The organism is Chryseobacterium sp., assembly GCF_041914225.1.
In the GTDB taxonomy this organism is placed as follows: Bacteria; Bacteroidota; Bacteroidia; order Flavobacteriales; family Weeksellaceae; genus Chryseobacterium.
In genome coordinates, this window is the sequence record NZ_JAYSDT010000002.1 from 23,715 (window position 1) to 44,870 (window position 21,156).

17 protein-coding genes are annotated in these 21,156 nt (G+C 37.0%); 5 read left to right on the forward strand and 12 right to left on the reverse strand.

Annotated elements, in window-relative coordinates:
* Positions 1-148: 148 nt before the first annotated feature.
* Positions 149-721 (reverse strand): C40 family peptidase, encoded by a 573-nt coding sequence (locus tag ACE3RB_RS01070; RefSeq protein WP_374462484.1) that lies wholly within the window; start codon positions 719-721, stop codon positions 149-151.
* Positions 722-873: 152 nt separating this feature from the next.
* On the opposite strand from ACE3RB_RS01070, the gene ACE3RB_RS01075 reads away from it, so the two are divergent.
* Entirely contained in the window at positions 874-1,512 is a 639-nt protein-coding gene (locus ACE3RB_RS01075; RefSeq protein ID WP_374462485.1) for a hypothetical protein, read from the forward strand.
* Positions 1,513-1,549: 37 nt separating this feature from the next.
* Here the strand turns inward: ACE3RB_RS01075 and ACE3RB_RS01080 are convergent, their stop codons facing one another.
* A complete protein-coding gene (locus ACE3RB_RS01080) occupies positions 1,550-1,918 on the reverse strand; it encodes a hypothetical protein (protein WP_374462486.1) in 369 nt (122 codons plus the stop codon).
* Between the two features lie 384 nt (positions 1,919-2,302).
* Here ACE3RB_RS01080 and ACE3RB_RS01085 point away from each other — a divergent pair, with 384 nt between their 5' ends.
* The gene (locus tag ACE3RB_RS01085) at positions 2,303-2,986 is read left to right on the forward strand and encodes a hypothetical protein (protein WP_374462487.1); all 684 of its coding nucleotides are present in this window, start codon (positions 2,303-2,305) and stop codon (positions 2,984-2,986) included.
* 243 nt (positions 2,987-3,229) lie between these two features.
* Here ACE3RB_RS01085 and ACE3RB_RS01090 read toward each other — a convergent pair whose 3' ends face one another.
* Entirely contained in the window at positions 3,230-4,417 is a 1,188-nt protein-coding gene (locus ACE3RB_RS01090; protein ID WP_374462488.1) for an FAD-dependent oxidoreductase, read from the reverse strand.
* A 163-nt stretch (positions 4,418-4,580) separates the two neighbouring features.
* On the opposite strand from ACE3RB_RS01090, the gene ACE3RB_RS01095 reads away from it, so the two are divergent.
* Positions 4,581-5,555: a helix-turn-helix domain-containing protein gene (locus tag ACE3RB_RS01095; protein WP_374462489.1), complete on the forward strand. Its 975-nt coding sequence runs from the start codon at positions 4,581-4,583 to the stop codon at positions 5,553-5,555.
* 104 nt (positions 5,556-5,659) lie between these two features.
* Here ACE3RB_RS01095 and ACE3RB_RS01100 read toward each other — a convergent pair whose 3' ends face one another.
* The 3 genes from ACE3RB_RS01100 to ACE3RB_RS01110 all read right to left on the reverse strand — a co-directional run bounded on the left by ACE3RB_RS01100 (position 5,660) and on the right by ACE3RB_RS01110 (position 11,037).
* Complete coding sequence (locus ACE3RB_RS01100; protein WP_374462490.1) at positions 5,660-7,213, reverse strand: hypothetical protein; 1,554 nt, start codon at positions 7,211-7,213, stop codon at positions 5,660-5,662.
* A gap of 195 nt (positions 7,214-7,408) precedes the next feature.
* The gene (locus ACE3RB_RS01105) at positions 7,409-8,023 is read right to left on the reverse strand and encodes a response regulator (protein ID WP_374462491.1); all 615 of its coding nucleotides are present in this window, start codon (positions 8,021-8,023) and stop codon (positions 7,409-7,411) included.
* Positions 8,020-11,037 carry a sensor histidine kinase gene (locus ACE3RB_RS01110; RefSeq protein WP_374462492.1) on the reverse strand — a complete coding sequence of 1,006 codons (3,018 nt, stop codon included), beginning with the start codon at positions 11,035-11,037 and terminating at the stop codon, positions 8,020-8,022. Before ACE3RB_RS01110 ends, ACE3RB_RS01105 begins: the two co-directional genes overlap by 4 nt.
* 276 nt (positions 11,038-11,313) lie before the next feature.
* Between ACE3RB_RS01110 and ACE3RB_RS01115 the strand changes: the two genes are divergently transcribed.
* Positions 11,314-12,696: a S41 family peptidase gene (locus tag ACE3RB_RS01115; protein WP_374462493.1), complete on the forward strand. Its 1,383-nt coding sequence runs from the start codon at positions 11,314-11,316 to the stop codon at positions 12,694-12,696.
* On the opposite strand, the gene arr is transcribed toward ACE3RB_RS01115, so the two are convergent.
* Entirely contained in the window at positions 12,689-13,102 is a 414-nt protein-coding gene (gene arr / locus ACE3RB_RS01120; RefSeq protein WP_374462638.1) for an NAD(+)--rifampin ADP-ribosyltransferase, read from the reverse strand. The genes ACE3RB_RS01115 and arr overlap by 8 nt on opposite strands.
* Positions 13,103-13,785: 683 nt before the next feature.
* On the opposite strand from arr, the gene ACE3RB_RS01125 reads away from it, so the two are divergent.
* A complete protein-coding gene (locus ACE3RB_RS01125) occupies positions 13,786-14,607 on the forward strand; it encodes an alpha/beta fold hydrolase (RefSeq protein ID WP_374462494.1) in 822 nt (273 codons plus the stop codon).
* A 104-nt stretch (positions 14,608-14,711) separates the two neighbouring features.
* On the opposite strand, the gene ACE3RB_RS01130 is transcribed toward ACE3RB_RS01125, so the two are convergent.
* From ACE3RB_RS01130 to ACE3RB_RS01150, 5 genes are all read right to left on the reverse strand, one after another.
* Positions 14,712-16,031 carry an aspartate kinase gene (locus ACE3RB_RS01130; RefSeq protein WP_374462495.1) on the reverse strand — a complete coding sequence of 440 codons (1,320 nt, stop codon included), beginning with the start codon at positions 16,029-16,031 and terminating at the stop codon, positions 14,712-14,714.
* A gap of 294 nt (positions 16,032-16,325) precedes the next feature.
* Complete coding sequence (locus tag ACE3RB_RS01135) at positions 16,326-17,924, reverse strand: glycoside hydrolase family 3 C-terminal domain-containing protein (protein WP_374462496.1); 1,599 nt, start codon at positions 17,922-17,924, stop codon at positions 16,326-16,328.
* A gap of 13 nt (positions 17,925-17,937) precedes the next feature.
* Positions 17,938-18,780 carry a glycoside hydrolase family 3 protein gene (locus tag ACE3RB_RS01140; protein WP_374462497.1) on the reverse strand — a complete coding sequence of 281 codons (843 nt, stop codon included), beginning with the start codon at positions 18,778-18,780 and terminating at the stop codon, positions 17,938-17,940.
* A gap of 129 nt (positions 18,781-18,909) precedes the next feature.
* The gene (locus ACE3RB_RS01145; RefSeq protein ID WP_374462499.1) at positions 18,910-19,788 is read right to left on the reverse strand and encodes an alpha/beta hydrolase; all 879 of its coding nucleotides are present in this window, start codon (positions 19,786-19,788) and stop codon (positions 18,910-18,912) included.
* Positions 19,789-19,799: 11 nt separating this feature from the next.
* On the reverse strand, positions 19,800-20,966 hold the full coding sequence (locus ACE3RB_RS01150) for an esterase (RefSeq protein WP_374462500.1): 1,167 nt from the start codon (positions 20,964-20,966) through the stop codon (positions 19,800-19,802).
* Positions 20,967-21,156: the final 190 nt, after the last annotated feature.

The window sequence follows — 21,156 nt, forward strand, 5'->3', positions numbered from 1 at the left end:
AGGAGCTTCAGTTTAAGCAACAGAATTCCCCTCCTCCGGAGGGGTGGCAAAAATTCAGTGAATTTTGACGGGGTGGTTTAAGAATATCGTTAAACGGGCCTTAGCCCGTTTCTATTGAATTATTTTTCCTGATATTAAATATCTACACTTATAAAACTCTCTGTGCATGAAGATAGGCCTTATTCCAGTATTTTTCGTTCAGAGATGAGATAATTACCCCTTTTGAAGTGGAAGCATGGATGAATTTGACTTCCCCGTCAGGACCTATATCGTGAACAATCCCAACGTGAGAAACCCTGCTGCCTCCTGCTGTGGCAAAAAACAACAGATCACCGGGTTTTACATCTTTAATATCAATATTCTTTCCGGCTTCAGCCTGATCAGAAGATCTTCTCGGAAGGCTGAAATCATTTTCTTCAAATACTTTTACCGTAAACCCGGAACAGTCAAATCCGGATGATGAATTTCCACCAAATTTATAAGGTGTTCCTATGTATTTTTCAGCATCTTTCAGAATATCATTGACTGATCTGGAAACACTGCCATTAAATTTTGAATCAAGTTTTCTGAGATTTTCAGATTTTGCAACCGTTTTTGTATTCGATTTCTTACTGGCAGAAACACTTTTCGAGGATCCGCAGGAAACCGCAAAAACAGACGCAATCAGTAAAACAGGCCACTGTTTTATTTTCATTTTTGTTTCAAATAATACCAATCCCATATCCTTCTGATTTATACTTGTTTAACAAATTTTACACAAATATACATTTTATATTTAAATTATGCTATAACTATACTACAACTATATGATAAATATATGTTAAAATTTTGTTTTCATTTATTTATTGGTATATTTGAGTCTATTTTAAAGATATGGCAACATATGAAAGTCTGATCAAGATCACAGGAGCTGTTGGCGACCTGGTATTTTATAACCTGAACGGAAAAAATGTAGTTCGGAAGAAAAGCGGTTTTAATAAAAATGCTTTTAAAAAGAGCCCGACCTATGAAAAGGTGAGGCAAAACAGTTCGGAATTCGGGCATTGTTCCAAAATCGGAAAGCTCATCCGGAACAGTTTGGAAAAATATATCAAAGAAGCCTGTGATCCCCTCCTCTACCAGAAGTTTGCAAAAGTAATGACAGCGCTTAAAGATTTTGACAAGGTTTCTGAAAGAGGAAAAAGAACAGTTACAAATGGTTTAAAAACTGAAGAAGGGAAAATACTTTTGAAGGAGTTTCAGTTTGGTGTGCTTCCTAATGTTTCAGATTGTGTCAGAATTCAGGATCATGTTATTTACAAGAATGCGGACTGTACCGCAGATGAAGGGGTCATATTGACTTTAAAAGTAGATTCTGAAAATTACAGTACGGAAAGTAATGAAGAAATAATCAGCTGGAACCGGCAAGAGGAAAAAACTTTTAAGCAGCATTTTTCCGGGGAAGAAGTTCTACTCTATTTTGTAGTCCTGAAGAATAAAAATAATGAAATTACCCATATGGGATTTGTTTAAAAAAAAGTCTGCAGAATCTACTGCAGACTTTCTTTTTTTATTTCTTTTCACCTTTCCATGTTCCCGATTTTGGAGGTGTCGGAAGTGAGTTTGACCAGTTTCCGTTTCCTTTTTTATCTGTAGATAGTGTTCCATTGAATTCTCCTTTCGAAGGAAGTCCTACCGTTGCGTTCAGATCTCCTGTTTCACTTAAATTCCCGGAAATGTTATAGTTTTCATTATTAACATCGGAATGCATTGTCCCTACCACTTTACCACTTTCATCTACCACAAAGTTCCAGACTCCTTTATCGCTTCCTTCATAAGAACCGGACCATGTTCCTACATAATCAAAAATAGAATCATCATCAGAGCTGCAACCGATAAATAAAAATGCCGTTAATAAAAGTAAAAAAAGTTTCTTCATAGTTTCAGTAGTTTTATAACCTAAATCCTGTTATTCTTATGACTTTCCTTCTAAAAATTCAGTCACAGAAAATCTTGCTTAATATTTATTATTTTTTGTTCCGTGCAAATCTACTAATTTTTTTCCTTCAAATTATCTGAATTTTAATTAGTGTCCAATATGTTTATTAAAAAACAACATATTTCGGCTAAAATACAAATATTTTTCAAACAATTACAGGGTGTAAATATTTTGAGTTATTCTAAAATATAACATCAGGTTTGATCATAATACATTCAATATCTGTTTACAATTACTTTATATCAGATTTTTAGGCAAATTATACTTCAGTTTTTAAGGATATTTCTTACATTAGTGAAAAATTTAACCTTTTCAAAAAATAACATGAAAACAAAAACGTTCTTTTTGGCGGCTCTTGTGATTTATGGTAGTTCATTAGCACAGGTTGGGATTAACACATCCGCTCCGACTCAAACATTGGATGTTAATGGTCTGGTAAGAGTCAGAGGACTTTCAAATGCGGAAAAAAAAATTGTTGCAGCGGATGCGGAAGGAGTTTTGTTCCTTATTTCTCCTGAAGAAATTTTTGCTCCGAAAGCCCTGTTAAACACCTCCATGTCTTCTGCTGAGCAAAGGCTGACCATTTATGAAGGAAAGTGCTTCCAGCCCATAGACAATGCTTCTTCCTGCACGGTTTCAATAAACCATTATACATCCTGCTCAGGGTTTACCAATCCTGTAGATACACAAATTGTAATAGGACAAACAATTAATACTGGCAACGGACAGTTCCTGGGAACCTGGACTGCCCGATATATTGACAATAAGGGGTATAGCAGTACAACTGCTGTTGCCAACCAGACGGCCCCGGATTATCCAAGAATATCTTATCCGGCAGCCAATACTGTAAACTATTTAGGCAGCGGCAGTTTTGGCGGCCAATGCAACACTGATCTGGTAACAACCATTAAGCAGACCACCGGAGATATAAAAGTAGAGTCTGTAAAGCGGAGCATGTACGCTCACCTTGTGTACCTTATCAATATTGCCCGCTCCAGATCTTTATAATAGTCGATATTTGATTTCAAAAAGACAGCCACAGTACAAAACTGTGGCTGTTTTTGATACGAACTCTTCTTCAAAAATAATAACCATTATATAAAAAGCCTCCTAAAGAGGCTAAAAACTATTGGATGAATGAAAAACTTATATTCAAATCTAAGAAAACATTCCTCGGCTCTTTATGAGTACAGTCATAATGAGATTTAATAAGTATAAAATGTTTTCTGCTTATGAAAATAGTTACACCAGCTAATTACCTTTATCTTCTGACGTATAGGTCCAGCCGTATATCCAGTCAAGCTGCTGAATTTGCCTGCTGATAAAATATCCGATAAAAAGATCCCGGAACCAGGCAGCTATTGGATTTGTTTTTGTTTTAGTATGACCAACTTTTCTTGCATTTTTTATTATTCTTTCGACTCTGGACTGCCGTTCAGATTGAAAGGCCTGAAAGGCAGTCTCACATTCTTTATTTAATTTTAACTGTTCAGCGATAACTACAGTATCTTCCAGTGCTAACGATGCTCCCTGTCCTATATGTGGAGAAATACCGTGTGCCGCATCTCCAATCAGACAAACTTTCCCTTTATACCACTTAGAAAGCCTGGGGAGATCATACACCGGGTAAGCAATAATTTCGTAGCTGTTCCTGATGATTCTGGAAAATAAAGGGTCATCATCCTTATGAATATCCGCAAGATGGTCTTTGATTTCAGCTTTCAGTATCTTTTCTATTTCCTGTGGCTTTGGCTCATGATCCCTGAAATAATTATTAAACCACCAGACCTCTCCATTATCTGAAACCGAGTAAGCAAAGAAGCCTCTTTCTCCAAATGTCATCCTTATTGAATCAAGAGGTTCTGAGAGCTCTGCAATTTTGGCATATCCGCCGGTAGAAATGAGCTTTGTATATCTGATAACAGATTTTTCCGGAAACAGCTGATTCCTTACCTCAGAAAACATTCCATCGCAGCCAATTAACATATCACCGGTAACAGAGGTGCCATCTGCAAAGTAAGCTGTTACCTGATCATCTGATTCATTATACCGGACAAATTTCTTTTTGTATTCAGTTTTTATGCCGGCTTCAGCTGCTGCTGCCCGGACATAGGTATTGAGATTTGCTCTTTTTATCTGCAGTGCCTCTGCTCCATACTGCTGTTTTTGATAAGCAGTATCCAGTTCGGCTATCTGTTTTCCCCTGGCATTGAAAAATTTTATTGAACCCGGCGTGTAATCCTCTTTAAGCTTTTCAAGATCTATAAATTCTTTCAATACACTTAATCCGTTAGGGGTAATGCCTAAAAAGACTCCCTCATTGATATCATTTGCGGATCTGGATTCAAATATTTCAGGCTGGAAACCTACTTTTTTCAATTGTAAAGCCAGTATCGGGCCGGCAACACCTGCACATATTATAATTACTTTTTTATTCATTGTTTTCTATATTGCATCAAAGGATATGTATATTTTCTCCTGGCAGATATTCTCTGTTGAATTTTTTCTATCTTTAATTCTGATAATCCCGTGTGGCAAAATTATCGCACCAGGAAAAAAGAAACTTGTAAAAAAAGGAGTTAAACTAGCAAATCAGGGAGTAATGGGATTTGAATTGAAAAACAGCGAAAGAGTATTTACAGCAGGCTTTGATGAAAATGATTTCAATTCCTGTGGTTTTAAAGAAAATGTCTTTAAAACAGATATTCCTTTTGGGCAGATAACTACCAAACAATGGCTCTTTGACGGTATCAGAATGCTGTATTCTGAAACAGAGCTTGAGAAATCCACAGAACTTGACTGGAAGGGAGATATGGAACTGGTCACCATGCATTTTAACCTGCAGGGAAAAACTTCAATACAGCAACATGGAATGAACAGTTCTTTTGAACTGAATGGGAATCAGCACAATTTATTTTACGGTACCGGTGCTGAAGGTAAAATGAAATGGGATGAGCCGCAGATGAAATCATTTATGATTCAATTTTCAAAAGAAGCGTTTCTTGCGATATCAAAAGACGGAAATGAATCTCTAAAGCAATTTGCAGATAAAATAGTTTCGGGAACCCCGGTTGCTTTTTCAGCTTCAAATTTAAATATCAGCTTACCATTACGTACCTGCATCAATTCAATTTTAAATTGTGAATTTTCGAGCGGATCAAAACGGTTATTCCTTTTATCAAAGACCATTGAACTCCTTGTTTTACAGGCAGAATCGTTTAATACTGTTGAAAATCACAAGCCGGAGTATATAAAGCATGATTACGATAAAGAGCGCATTGTTTTTGCCCGTGATTATCTAGTAAAAAATATAGGTACTCCCCCAACCCTGCCGGAACTGGCAAAGATAGCAGGCATCAACGAATATAAACTGAAGCGGGGATTTAAAGAAATTTTTAATCAGACCGCTTTTTCTTATCTGTCGGATTTACGTTTAGAAATGGCAAAAAATGATCTGATAAAAGGTAAAAAGCAGGCAACAGAAATAGCACTGGAGCTGGGGTACTGTTCCCTGCAGCATTTCAGCAATGCTTTCAAGAAAAAGTTTGGTATTTCCCCGAATCAGGCAAGATATTAAGCCCATCGGAAATAAAGTAAACAAAAAACTGTAAAGAATTAACTTTACAGCTTAGTTTTCATAGTATGTTTTTAGAATCTTTTTAGTCTGTTCAGACTTACGCCTTAGTTTTGGAACTTTACAAAATCCAGATAAAAAGTAGGATTTCCTCCATTAAATCCAGTCGGAACTACAAGATTGGTTTTATGAGCAACTATAGGATAAACTCCGGGAGCTGCAAAATATAATACTCTGGTTTGGTCTCTCGGTACAAAATTAATAGGATCAGGACTGGCAGTTCCACAATATGCTTTCCATACTTCCCCTATCCCAGGAATGTAAAACCAGTAATCATTACAGGTAGAAGTTATTGTAATTCCTGAACGGAAAAAATACCATCCTTTGGCAGGAATATTCACGGAAATTCCTGTCACTAAATTATCTCCGCCTGAATTTCCGGTAAAAGGATTAACCAACGTTCCGCTGTAAGATGTCCAGTTATTGGCAAATGCTGTGGTAACAGTGGAAGACCATGTAGCCAGTCCGTTAGCATCACTGGTCAGTACATACCCCAGCTGCTGGGTACCATCTTTGATCTGAAGAGCACCATTGGTAGTTCCGTTATCAATAACAATTTTTGCACTGGCTGCTCCCGCCGGTACTGTATTGGTTCCCACAAGAACTTTTCCTGTACCGTTTATACTTAAATTGTTTCCTGCCGTAGCAATGGCTGTCGGCTGTGAAAGTGTCCCTCCTAATTTTACATCTGTACCGGATAAAGTAAGACCGTTACTTGCCGTGATATTATTATTAATGATGGTTGTACCTCCATTTCCATTACCTCCTGCAAGCTCGGTAATGGTCATAAATCCTATCGTTGGGTTCAGCTGTGCAGTCCCGGCACCTCCAAGTCTTACTTTTACAGAGGTATCAACTGTTGGTTTATAAATAGCATAGGCTTCCGGCTGGCCGCCAATAGATGTTGCCGGATAATTATTTATAGCATCCACAACTCCTGTTGTACTGGAAGGAAGAACAGAATTATTGGAAGCATCTACCCACTCATTAACGAAGAATCCTCCTGCCAGCGAAAAATCTGTAGCGTGAAGCTGACAACGGAGCACATATGTCTTACCTGCTTTCAGATTGAAAACACCTGCGCTATAAGTAATATTGTTGGAAGCAATGACAGATCCAAATGTCACATCTGATCCTGTAGTTACCGATTGAGCGGCATTTGGCTTCACTATAATATAGTCCCCTGTAGCAGATGTTCCTGTTGAAAGAAGTTCCCATGTAGAATTCGTTCCGGTAAGTCCAGTGCTCACCAGCTCCACACTCTGATTGGCTGGTACCGAAATACTGGCATTTCCGTTAATGGTTTCCGGAGCCACGGCATTCACAGTGATCTTAAAGTTTGTATTGTTTTTAATTCTGTAAATCCTCCCTCTGAAGTTTCCGACCCCACTGATGGAAGGCGGCAGACCGAATACAGCATCCGAACTCCCATTATATGAAACATGGAAATCTGATAATGCTAAATTATAAGTGGCTGTAGTAACCGCTTTATAACTTGCAGCCAATGATCCGTTAATGTCCATGGTTGAACCTGGATTCACAGTATTGACCCCAACATTTCCTGCCTGGGCAAAAGAAATAGCCGGACTTAAGGCTATCATTGCAAAGATTAATTTTTTAGAAATTTTAAACATTTATTATTACTTTATTTACATTAATAAACCCGGTTGTTTAACATAATGTAAAAGTATCAGAATAAATTCTACAGAAAACATCACCATGCGTAGAAAAAAACTAAGCAATTTGTAGAAAATTTTCTACATTTAAAAAGTAAGTTTTATTGCTTAAAATCAGTATTATGACATATAAGCTTCATACAGTTTAATAAGATCTGCCAGATTACTTGTTTTCAGTTTTTTATGAATTCTTTTTTTATAAGTGCTGATGGTGGACATCTGAATGTCCATCTCATTTAAAATTTCCAGATTACCATTTCCTTTTACCATCAGCATAAAAATCTCATATTCTCTTTCTGATAAACTTTTTATAGCATCTAATGCGGAAGGCTGCAAAAGTTTATTGACAAAACCATTCGGATAATAATTCCCTTCTGAAAACATTTTCGCCACAGCTTCAGAAATCGTATCTACTTTACTGAGTTTATTAATATACCCATCTGCTCCTTCCTTTATATATTGTATAGCAATCTCCTCTTCATAGGCCGAAAAAACAAGGATCTTCAAGGCGGGATCAAGCAGTTTGATTTCTGAGATCATTTTTTTATTTCTGCTTTCAGGCATATTGATATCCAGAATAAGCAGATCAAATTTGTACCTGGAAATTTTATCGAGGGCTTCAGGATAATCTGAAGCTGTATCTATAAGAACATCAGGAATGCGTGATTCTAAAATGATAGCGGTTCCCGTTAATACAATATCATGATCATCTGCTATGAGGATCTTTTTCATCATTTCTTCGATTTTTTTATAATTAATTGGAAAGAAGTACCCTTTATCTCGTTTCTTCTGATTATAATTTTACTTTCCAGCATTTGGAGCAACTGCAGAATCAGATGAAGTCCCATACCATATTTTTGCAACAGCAGTTTCTCATTTTCAATATTCTCCTGAAGCTTGGTATAATATTCAATTTTATGTTCATCCATCCCTACTCCTGTATCCGTAATCTCCAGCATAACAGCTTCCGGCTCATCTGATCCGGTAATAGTAATAGTTCCGTTTCTTGTATATTTTACGGAATTATCCATTAAATTATGAATAATAGCAGCCAGAATATTTTTACTGATCTGTATCATTAATCCTTTATCTATATTATTAATAATTGTTGTGTTATGATTGGCTGCAATCTCATCAAAAAGAATTTTCTTTTCCTGCACCAGATCATAGAAAGAATACAATGCTGTTTCATCAGTCCTGTATTCATTATATATATCAGCATATTCTTTCAGTGTTTTTGTGAAATTGTATAATTGGTTGGATGATTTATAGATTGAATTAAGAATTCTTTCTGTACGCTGTAAGTTTATTTCCTGATAATCTAAGGCTTCTTTGCTGGTTAAGGCAATAAATTTCAAAGGCGTAGTAATATCATGGGTAATTGTTCCGATGAGCTTTTTCTGCTGTTCGATTTCTTTTCCCAGTTTTGCCTGAGTGACTTCCAGGTTTTCTACAGTTTCTGACAACGTTTTGGTTCTTGCCCTGATTACTGCTTCAAGTTCACGGTTTTTCTTTTTATGAAAACTTGTCCGCCATCTTACGGATAAATAAAGCAAAAGAATTAACAGAAAAATGACAAGTATCTTAAACCATAACGTTTGATAAAAAAAAGGAGGAATGATAATTTTAATTTTCCTGAAAATATATTCCTGCTTATCAGAAACAAGCATTCTGACAATAAGAAAATGGGTACCGTGGCCAAGGTTATTGAGTATGAACTTACGGTCTTTTCCTATAGACAGCCATTTATTAGTCCTGTCATGATCCAGTTTTGCTTCAATGACAATATTATCGGGGTTCGCATAGTAAGGGACATCAATAAACAATTCAACCCTCCTGTTTTCCTGACTCAGGTTCAGGATATTGGTAAATAATCTCTCTTTATCATCAACCAGAACCCTTTCTATATACATTGCTGCCGGATAGTAACTTTTAACTTTCAAAGGATTAAAAAATACAAGTCCGCTCAATGAAGGTAAAACAAAATCGCCGTTTTTCAATTTGTTGCCATTTATATTGCTTCCACCATTAAATTCATTGGTACTAAAGCCGGCTTCTTTTGAATATCTGTAGTAGTTCAATTTAAAATTCCTGTTCTGTATATATTTCAAAAGCATGCTTTCTCTTATTTTATACAATCCATTATTCGTGGGAATCCAGAAATAACCATTATGGTCTTCCAGCAGCGTATGCGGTGACAAAAGATTGCCTTCGGTATCACCGGGCAGTTTTATAAGGCGGTTATTTTTTAAAAGATAAAAACCTTTTCCAAGCGTGGTTACCCATACATTTCCATCTGCAGTATGCACGATATCCCGAACCGACAATTCATTTTTCCCGTTTAAACTGTAGATTTTATTATGGCTGACAGATATTTTGTACAATGCTTTTATTGTCCCGACCAGAATATCTCCTGATTTTGTCAACGTCATTTTGGTAGGCTCGTTGGCAAACAGATATTTTTTCTTTAACGATTTAAAAGGCAAGTATTCATAAATGCTTAGCGTACCTGTAAATTCTGTGTTCCCCTTTTTTTGTTTCACAGCCAGCACATAATACTTACCATTGGCAAAGAAAAAATCTTTCACAGTGTCTTCTCCGCTGGAAATGCTCTGGAAATGTGTAAAATCGGACTGTTTACTGTAAAGGAAAAGAGTTTGTTCTCTTCGGGTTACAATATTTCCGTGCTTATCAAAATTTAAAAAATAGGATATATTTTTTTCGAAGTTTTTGCTTTTAACCAATCCGCTGCGGTTATAAATTTCCCCTGCCGGATTAATTACGCATGAATCATTGTAAGGCTGAATCGCATAAAAAACGGCTGATGATTTCGGAATGCTTTTTTTTGAAGAGGTAAAGTCTGTTAAACTCACTATTTTGAGTCCGTCTGTACTGCTTCCAAGATAAAGTTTTTTATATTTTTCATCATAGTAAATGCTCATCAGATTGCTTTCGCTTATATGTTCCAGCCGAACCAGTTTTGAGAGTGTGAGTGCTCCGTTATTGGAAATGCATCTATAAAGGATATCATTATTCAGGACAAAACCCTGTCCATTGGTTCTGTTCCAGAAAACTTTACTTCTGACATCCGCAATAACGGGCAGATCATAGGAGCCGGTAATTCTCCCTTCTTCTATTTTTTTTACTTTTTTAGCACTCCGGTCAATATAAAACAGGGACTCTCCTATCGTAAAGGCATTTGGATCATTTTTATAAAGTGGCTTCACATCAAGTGCAACCTGTTTTTTTGAATGAAAATCTTCATAAATAAAGGAATTTTGTGTTATCAAATACCTTCCTTTCCTGAAATTCATAAAAAAATAGACTCCCGGGGAAGGGCTGTAGCTGTAGTTTGAAATACACAAATGATAATTGATATTGTCTCTGACAATAATTGTTGGAGACCTTTTTATATGGTTAATTACTTTTGGAAACTTTTGGTGTATCAACACTGTTTTTCCGTAGTCTCCCGGCGTAAAAATGCTGTCCTTAGCAGGATCACCGTAAAAATAGGTAAACCGCTGACTATTCATTGGAAAGTTTTTATGGACAAAAAAATTAAGTCCGTCATATCTCACAATACCATTTTCTGTAGTCAGCCAGATAAAACCATATTTATCTTTTATAATATCTTTTACACTATTCTGAGGCAGCCCGTTATCCGTATTGAAAAGCTGCTCCGTGTATTGCTGAGAATAAAACAAAAGAAAAGAAAACAGAAAACCAACTGCAAGAATATTTCTACACAAAACCAATCATTTTTTACCAATAGTGTAAAGATAATTTATTTAAAACACTTTATTGTTAAATCATACATCATTCCTATAAATATAACTATAATTTTATACCAGCTACGGTTTATGGAACTATTATTCTGATTTTATCTCCGGAGACATAATGATTCCTATTCCTGACTGCTTATTATATTTTAAAAAAACAACCGGATTTCAGGATATTCTAACACACACATCTCCAACATGTTTCATTAATTAGTATTTTTGAAAATAAAATTTTTAATCTTTATTATGATTACAAAAAAATCAATTTCATTTATTGTATCATTTTTATCAATATCATTATGCTTTTCCCAAAATACAGTAAACAGGCAGCAGGCCAAAGATGATATTGACTATTACAGTAAAACGGTTTTGGATTCTCATTACAGCCCTTTCCTGTTCATATCTCAAAAGCAATATAATACGGAAGTGGATAAGATTAAAAATAAGCTGCCGGAGCAGCTGTCATTAAAGGAAATGACTTTGGTGATGTACCAGGTAAGTGCCCTTTTGCAGGATGCTCATTCCAATCCGGGCATTTCCCAGTCTTTCATGAAAGAGGATTTTTCCAGGCCTATTTTCTTTCCGCTCTTACTCATTTCAGACCATGAAAAATTATATTCATCTGTGAATACAGGACAAATACCTGCAGGATCAACAATTCTCAGTATTAATGGGAAAGATCTTGATTCTTTGTTTCAGAACATGAAAAAGAATATCGGCGGAACCAGCCAGTTCAGAGATGTTATTTCCCTGAAATTATTCAGCTATTTTCTGTACCTGGAAAATATAACTGCCCCTTTCTCTGTAAGGTATAAGTCGCCTGAAGGAGACATTAAAGAATTTACCATTAATGAAGGAATGAAGTTCAGAGATTTCCTGGCTTTATCAATGCCGGGAATTGCAAAACCTTATGATTTCAAAATTATCAATAATAAACTGGCTTATCTGGATTTCAGAAGTATGTCCGGAAATATGGATGATTTTGATAAGTTCCTCAGTGAGACATTTGCCACAATAAGAAAAGAGAATATTAAAAATTTAGCCATTGATCTCCGAAATAACAGTGGCGGAAATTCTATTCTCGGAGACCTTTTGCTGAGCTATATTACAGATCAGAAATATTCCTTACAAGGCAGCAAACGCTGGAAGATAAGCCAGATTTATAAAGATAAACTCGTTGCAGACCATAATACCGGAAGTGAATATCTGAAAATGGAGAACGGAACCGTATGGGAAACAGGCAACTGTAAGCCAGATTTTAATAAATTTAAAAATGATCCTGTTTTCAAAGGAAAAGTATATGTGCTAACCGGTCCTTTTACCTTTTCAAGTGCCAATCTTGTGGCAGACGGGATGAAGCAATATAAGCTGGCAGAGCTTGTAGGTGAGCCAACGGGTGAATATACGAATGATTTTGATGAAGCCTTTATGTTTACGCTTCCCAACAGCAAGATTCAAATGCGCAGTACTTCATCCATGAGCTTTGGCGCTGACTGCAATACAGGCAGTTACGTTCCTGTAGTTCCTGATGTCCTCATCATTCCGACATTGCAGGATAAAATTAATGGTACTGATAAATCTCTGGAATATATATTAAAAACAGTGAAAACAAATAAGGAGACTAATTGATAATCTCCCCATTGCTGTTTTCCAGTTTTTCACGGAACCGTTGAAGATCTTCAGGTGCCGGCCTGGTCCATTCTGTAACTTCCCCGATAATTTTCAAGGGCATTTCGGAGCGGTAAGAACGGGTAGGATTTCCGGGGAATTTTTTATCGGTCACATTCGGGTCGTTTTCAAAATTTCCTGTTGGCTCTACAATATAGACACGTTCTTTAGCTTCTCCTTTTGCTAATGCAGCAGCAAGTCCTGCTCCGTTAACCAAAGCTGTAAAGTAAATATGATTCATTTTAAGATCAGACTGGTAATTGGAGTTTCCTCCTGCTGTCAGTAAATCTCCAACCTTTAAATCTGCTTTTGTCCCATGGTAAAAAGGACCCTTATCAGACGGATGGTTTTTTAACTGCAATGACAGTTCAACATTCTTTTCTGAGATTTCCGTATCTCCTAATTTTCTGTAACATTGAGCAATTTTCTGATAAAGAGCAGGCAGCGCACTTTTAACGGTATCATCATTTATTTTTAAAGTAAAATCCAATGATGTTTCCAGCCATTTTAACTCATCTGCAGTTGTCTTTTGATGACGGGCAACATAATGTGCGGCCAGAAATTTTTCGTGATCATCTGTTGCTTCATTCCAGGCCTGCAAAAACAGTCTTTCTGCCTCTTCCGGCATTCCGTTTTCTTCCATGGCCATGCCTTGCAGACATAGTTTAACCACATTATTAAAAGGTGAGAATTCCATGCTTTATTTTTTAAAGTTTTACAATTATTTCTGTAGATCTGACAAATTTATACAAATACAGTGAAACGGAAAGCATACTCAAAAAGAACTTTAACCCTCTTATTTATAAAGAAATACTTTTGTTTAATTAAAAAAAGCCTCTATCAGCCCTTTTCGTGAATGCCTGTTTTTTTCATTATATTTAGTTAACATCAGGCAATAAATAAATTAATTTCTATAACTTTTTACTTTCAAGTGAACGAAATTAATCTAGTTTAATTTCCATCTAACTTAGCCTTATTACATTTGCTAAAGAATTAAGACAACACATAATTACAAAATAAGTTAATCATCAACATTAAAAATTTAAAGCTATGAGTACATTAACATTAAAAGACGGAACTGAAATTTTTTATAAAGACCAGGGAGAAGGACCTGTACTGATGTTCCATCACGGGTGGCCACTATCATCCGATGACTGGGATGCACAGGTGATCTTTTTCTTACAGAGAGGTTACAGGGTTATTACCCATGACAGAAGAGGCCACGGCCGCTCAAGCCAGAACATTTATAATCATACAATTGAACAATATGCTTCTGATGCTGCAGAACTTGTTGAGTTTCTTGATTTGAAAGATGTTATTCATATAGGACATTCTACAGGCGGTGGTGAAGTGATCCGCTATGTGCATAAATATGCTAACGGAAGAGCAAAAAAAGCAGTATTGATCAGTGCTGTTCCGCCGGTTATGGTAAAAAGTGAATCGAATCCTGACGGAGTTCCTATGGAAGTTTTTGATAATATCAGGGAACAGACGATGAACAACAGAAACCAGTTTTATTATGATCTGACTTTCCCTTTTTATGGTTATAACAGAGAAGGTGCTGACATTAAGGACGGAGTTCAGAGAAACTGGTGGAGACAAGGTGTGATGGGAGGAATTGTTGCCCATTATGACGGCATCAAAGCATTCTCTGAAACGGATTTCACAGAAGATCTGAAAGCAGTTGATATTCCTGTTCTGGTAATGCACGGAGATGATGACCAGATTGTCCCTATCGAAAATTCTGCGATAAAATCAGCCAAATTGCTGAAGAACGGCAAACTGATTGTTTATCCTGGTTTCCCTCATGGTATGCCGACTACAGAGCATGAAACGATTAATAAAGACCTTTTGGAGTTTATCCAGTCTTAACAAACTATACATAAAAAGGTGGGCAATTCAGTCCACCTTTTTTCATCTACATATTAACAATAAAAGCCGCTTTTAAAGCGGCTTTTATTCTTTTATCTATTTTTCTAAAACAATCTGTTATGCAGAGATCTTAGGGCTTCTATCTTATAAACAGACGGAACCAGTAATGAAATATTATTTTCACTTCCTCCATAAGAAATCATACGGATCGGAATATGCTTTACCGCTTCAGAGACAATGGTTGCATATCCGTGATTTTCTTTTCTGAAATCTCCGACAATACAGATGATAGACTGCTCATTGTCAATTTCAACAGCTGAGAAGAACTCAAGTTCTTTTACGATTTCAGACAGCTGATCTGTCTGGTCGATGGTAAGAGAAACAGCTACTTCAGAAGTGGTAATCATATCTATCGGAGTTTTATAACGTTCAAAAACCTCAAAAACTTTTCTTAAAAAGCCATACGCCATCAGCATACGGGAAGACTGAATGCGGATTGCGGTGATCCCATCTTTGGCTGCAATTGCTACAATCTGATTCTGATTGGAAATTTCTCCTGAAATCAATGTTCCGGCCGCACTTGGATTCATCGTATCCAGCAATCTTACAGGAACATTATATTTTCTTGCAGGGAAAACACTTTGAGGATGTAGAATTTTGGCTCCAAAGTAAGATAATTCGGCAGCTTCATCAAAGCTAAGTCTGGCAATGGACTTTGTGTTCTGAACATATCTCGGATCATTATTGTGGAATCCGTCAATATCTGTCCAGATCTGAATTTCCTCTACCTGCAATGCTGCTCCCAGTAATGAAGCTGTATAATCTGATCCTCCCCTTTGCAGATTATCAATTTCTCCCTGGGCATTTCTGCAAATATATCCCTGGGTTATAAATAGGGTTTCTTCCTGATATTTTGCTATTTCAAGACCAGCATGTTTTCTGATGTAATCAATATCGGGTTCCTTATCTTCATCAATCAGCATAAAATCTAATGCCGATAACAGAACAGAAGAGATTTCTTTTTCCTTTAAATGTAAATGAAATAAAGTTGTTGAAATAATCTCACCCTGCGCCAGTATAACACGCTCTGCACTGGAAGTGAAGTTTTTATTTTTGAATTGATAAAACAGATCAAAAATTTTGTCAATAAAAGCTGAAGCTTCCTGAATCCCTTCTTCTGTTTTAAATAATTTATTTACAAAGTTTTTATATTTTTCATATAGTACATCAATATGTTTGTAGGCTCCCTCAATATCCTTCTTATCATACAGTTCTGATAACTTTACCAGATCATTTGTTGTACCGGACACTGCTGATAAAACAACCAGGTGTTTATCCGCTGCCTGGGATCTGATAATGGGTAATAACTGTTCAATCCTTTCCGGGCTTCCTACTGAAGTCCCTCCAAATTTTAGTACTTTCATAATTTATTAATTGTTAAATATTTTTCAAAAAAAAAGAGCCTGTCGTGATGACAAGCTCCTGATTTATTTAATTTCTAACCATAGGAAAATGACTCACGACGTTCGACGTAAGTACTGTTTCTTTCCCTTTTTTAAGTTAGATAATATCATTATTTCTTTTTTTGCTGGGCAAATATACAAATTTTTACAAATAAAAGATTAATTCCAAATAATTTCTTTATGACGTCAGATATCCCATTCTATCAAGCTGTTAATAAGCAACTTAAGTATTGGATTTACCTTTTTATTTTATTATTACTGCGGCTTTAAATCTTCAAATTGTTTGTCAGCAGGAAGAATGTGCTGTACTTTTTCAACTAATAATTCTTTCGATACATCAATTTCAATCTTCTGTCTGATATCCAGTGAGGAAGCTCCTACCAGGATTTTATAGGTTCCGGCTTCAGCAATCCAGGCTGATTTCCCCGTTTCAAACGAAGCTAAATCTTTCTTGTTTAAAGTTAAAATAACAGTCTGAGACTCACCGGGTTTTAATTCTTTTGTTTTTGCATAAGCTTTTAATTCAGATTGTGGTTTGTCAATGGTCTTTCCAGGTGCGGAAAGATATAATTCAACAATTTCTTTTCCTGGTACCTTTCCTGTATTTTTAATATTGACACTTACCTCTACTGAATTATTAAATATCTTTGAGCTGGTTTTAATATCTGAATACTCAAAATCAGTATACGACTTTCCATACCCGAATTCAAACGAAGGTTTTATTCCAAAAGTATTAAAATAACGGTATCCCACATAAATACCTTCCTTATAAGTCACATCTGCAGGATTATCTGATGGCTCACCCGGAAAATTCTTTGCTGATGCATGATCTGCATAATTTACAGGAAACGTCATCGTCAGTTTTCCGGAAGGATTTACTTTTCCGGAAATCACATCTGCCACAGAATGCCCTCCTTCCTGGCCGGGCTGCCAGGCCAATAAAACAGCATCTACCTTGTCTTTCCATGAAGCTGTCTCAATGACACCACCAATGTTCAGTATGACCACTACTTTTTTTCCTTTTGCGTGGAAAGCTTTGGAAATTTTATCAAGCATTTCTATTTCTTCCGTGGCCAGATTAAAGTCATTGTTCACTACTCTATCCCCTCCTTCACCGGAATTTCTTCCCAATGTTACAAAAGCAATTTCAGAAGTTTCCGCTTTTTTAGCAATGAAGGCATCATCCATTTTCATTTCAGGAAGCCTCTCCGGCAAAGCTAAAATTCCCCGGGCTTTTCTTCTTTCCTTTTCTGCGGCAGCTTCTTTTTCAGCATGCGGTTTGTACAATTCTACCAGCTCCTTGTCTAATTTATACCCTGCAGCATTCAATCCCTCTAAAAGAGAAACCGTGTGTTTGTTGTTGACACTCCCGCTTCCGGTACCTCCTGTAATCCACGCATAGGAAGTCACTCCGAACAATGAGACTTCTTTCTGCTTGTCAGCAAAAGGCAAAGCATTGTTTTCATTTTTAAGCAAAACCATTCCTTCTGCTGCTGCGCTTCTGGTTACTGCAGCATGCGCGTTCAGATCTGGTTTGTCACTGTATTTATAATGTGCAAATGTTGGTGTACTGAAAATATATTTCAAAATTCTTTTTACGTTGAGACCCGCCACTTCTTGTGATAATCTTCCTGAATCCAAAGCTTCCAGCAACACTTTTTTCTGTGCCGGAATTCCAGGCATCAAAAGGTCATTCCCTGCATTCATCTGTTTGACAACATCAGAAATTCCTCCTGTTCTGATGGATTCAAATCCGGGAAATCCACCGAACCAATCGGTCATTACAATACCCTTGAATCCCCATTCATTTCTTAAAACCTGGGTCAGTAAATCTCTTGAATCTGAAGTATACACCCCATTCACTTTATTATAAGATTACAGTCCAGGGCTGAGATTCTTTCACAGTGATTTCAAAATTCCTCAGATATAATTCTCTCAATGCTCTTTCTGATACATGTGCATTGATTGTTAAACGATTGGTCTCCTCATTATTCGCAGCAAAATGTTTGACAGAAGTTCCTACTCCCTGAGACTGGACTCCATTGACAATTGCCGCAGCAGTTTTCCCTGAAATTAAGGGATCTTCTGAATAATACTCAAAATTCCTCCCATTTAATGGATTTCTTTGAATATTCAAGGCAGGCGCCAGCAAAACATCAACACCGTATTCTTTCACTTCATTCCCCATTGCTTTTCCTACTTCTTCCAATAGCGTTTTGTTCCAGGTTGAAGCTAAAGCGGTTCCTACAGGGAATGCCGTTGCATAGTACGTTTTGGAATCATTTTTTCTGATTGGTGCAATTCTTAAACCTGCAGGCCCATCCGCAACAACAGTGGCCGGAATTCCGAATCTGTCCAGGTTAGCTGTTCCGCCTGCAGCTCCGGGAACAAGCCCCTGCTTTGAATCACCTACAGGTCCGGTTAAAACTTCAATTCCGGGCATTCCTGTACCAATCAGCAGATCAACCTTTTCTTTATTGGTCATTTGGCTGATGATAGCATCAATTCTTTGATCAACCGGAAGTCTTGTATCTTCCCAGACGTCCAGTTTACCATTTTTGTTGAGGTCTTTGAATGTTTTTCCGCCAACGGTAACTGTTGGATTATTTTGAGCCTTTGTAAGGGGCGACATCCCCACTAAAGCCAGAAGCAATAACGGGTATCTGGTGCCGGAAAAAAGTCCGATCAGTGTTGAGATATTCTTATTCATAATTCAGATTTTATTTTTATTACAGTTTTAAATTTGCTCAATACACTCTTTTCAAAATCACAGCACTATTCTGTCCTGAAACTGAAAGTGCCATGAAAGAAACTATATAAAGTATTATTGATGAGATCACTACAAAAAGTTATGGAATCTCAGCCAGTCGAGATACACATCAGACCATTTGTCGACGGGTAAATTCTGTTTTCCCATACCAAATCCATGACCTCCTTTTTCATAGATATGGAGTTCAGCGGGCTGCCCTGCTTCCAGCCATTTGTTATACAATAAAACTGATTTTGGTGCCAGTTTCAGCTGATCATCACTTGCGGCACAGATAAACATTGGAAGAGCAGCTTTAGGAACATCGGTATTTAGGATTTCCTGGCTTGGTCCGCCATAAATGGAGGCGGCAAAGTTTGGTAACGTTGAAGCATCTTTACTATGGAGAACACTCTCTAAAATTACACTGGCACCGGCAGAAAATCCAACCACGCCTAATTTTTCAGGATTGATCTTCAGTTCTTTCGCATGTGTTCTGATATATGAGATGGCAGTTCTGATATCCTCACCGGCCATCACTTTGATAGGAGCTGTTTTGGCATCAAAAGCATTTCTGTCTTTGATATTCTCCATCATTTCTTTGGCAGGGTCATTGGATTTCGTTTCCAGCAATCTGTATTTTAAAACGACTGCTGTAATTCCGTTTTCTGCAAGTTTTTTTGCCAGGTCAACTCCTTCGCGGTTGATGGATAAGCTTTGAAAACCACCGCCGGGAGCTATAACAACCACTGTTCCGTTGGCTTTGGTTTTATCTGCCTCAAAAACCAGTATCGAAGGCTGGGACACATTGAAAACCACTTCTGTTTTGAACAGCTCGCTGAATTGCTGTGCTTCTTTCTGCTTCCAGTTTTCTGTTCCCGGTGCCTTTCCCTGATATAAAGGAATAGATTTCTGTGCATATGCATTGTATATTCCTGAGATAAATAATGCGGTTATGCATATTCTTTTCATTTTCAATTTGTTTATTTAAATAACTGGGGAAGAAAATCATTCAGATAAGTTCTCCAATTGCTCCACGTATGACCGCCTTCGGATTCTACGTATTGGTATTTGAAGTTCATCTTATTGAGTTTTTCACGGTATTCAGTCACATTTTTATAAAGAAAATCTGTTTTTCCGATGGCAATCCAATACAATTTGTACGAATTGGCTTGCTGGGCTTTCAGTTTTTGATCTAAATTCTGATAAACAGGACTTTCCTTTTCATCAGGCGGAAGAATTGCCGGAGAAAATAACCCTACATAATCAAACGTTTTCGGCAGATTGGCAGAAATATACAATGAATGGAATCCTCCCATGGAAAGTCCGGCGATAGCTCTGTTTCCTGCGGCTGATTTTACCCGGTAATTATGCTCTGTAAATTCCATGATTTCCTTGAAATAAGTTTCCATATCACCACTGAAAATATCCGGTGTCCTCATATCGATTTTATAAAAACCTTTGGAAGATTCACCCGGCGCTGCGGAATTGCTTGTATGACCGTTTGGCATTACAACAATCATAGGTTTTGCTTTTCCCTGAGCAATCAGATTATCCAGGATCTGTGAGGCTCTTCCCAAGGTCATCCATGCTTCTTCGTCACCACCCATTCCGTGTAAAAGGTATAAAACAGGGAATTTTTCTTTCGAATTTTCATATCCCGGAGGGGTGTAAACCGTTAATCTTCTGTCTTCTTTCAACCCGTTTGATTGGTACCATCTTTTGGAAACTGTTCCGTGCGGGACGTTCTGAACTTTATAATTTTCAGATTGCTTTCCATCTATCAAAATCATACTCATTACCGATGAAACATCACGGACCTGATAAGAATTGTTCGGGTCATTGGCTTTTACCCCATCCACAATAAAAGAATAGGTATAGATATCAGGAGCCAGATCATTTTCAGAGAATGACCAGATTCCATCTGCGCCTTTTTTTAATTCTACCGTTCCCGGTTCCCAGCCTTGACCCGGCACCCAGTTTCCCTGAAGTTTTACTGTTTTCGCCTCCGGTGCACGAAGGCGGAATGTCACGCTTTTACCTTTGATCTCCGGTGAAACTATTTCTTTCTTTCCGCTGAAATCAAGGTTTTCCTGGGCAAACATTAATGAACCCAGCATTAATGAATAGATTGTGAATTTGATTTTCATATTAAATTGTTTTTTACCACAAAAGGCACAAAAGTTTTTAACACTTTAGTTATTTTAAGTTCAATGCTAATTTTTTTAAAGCTCACTTACGTTTTGAAAGTCTTTGATTTTCAATCTTGTAAGCTTTTAGAATTATTATTTCAGAATTGAAGCTTTGTGACTTTTGTGGTTAAAAAGTTAATCAGTTTTT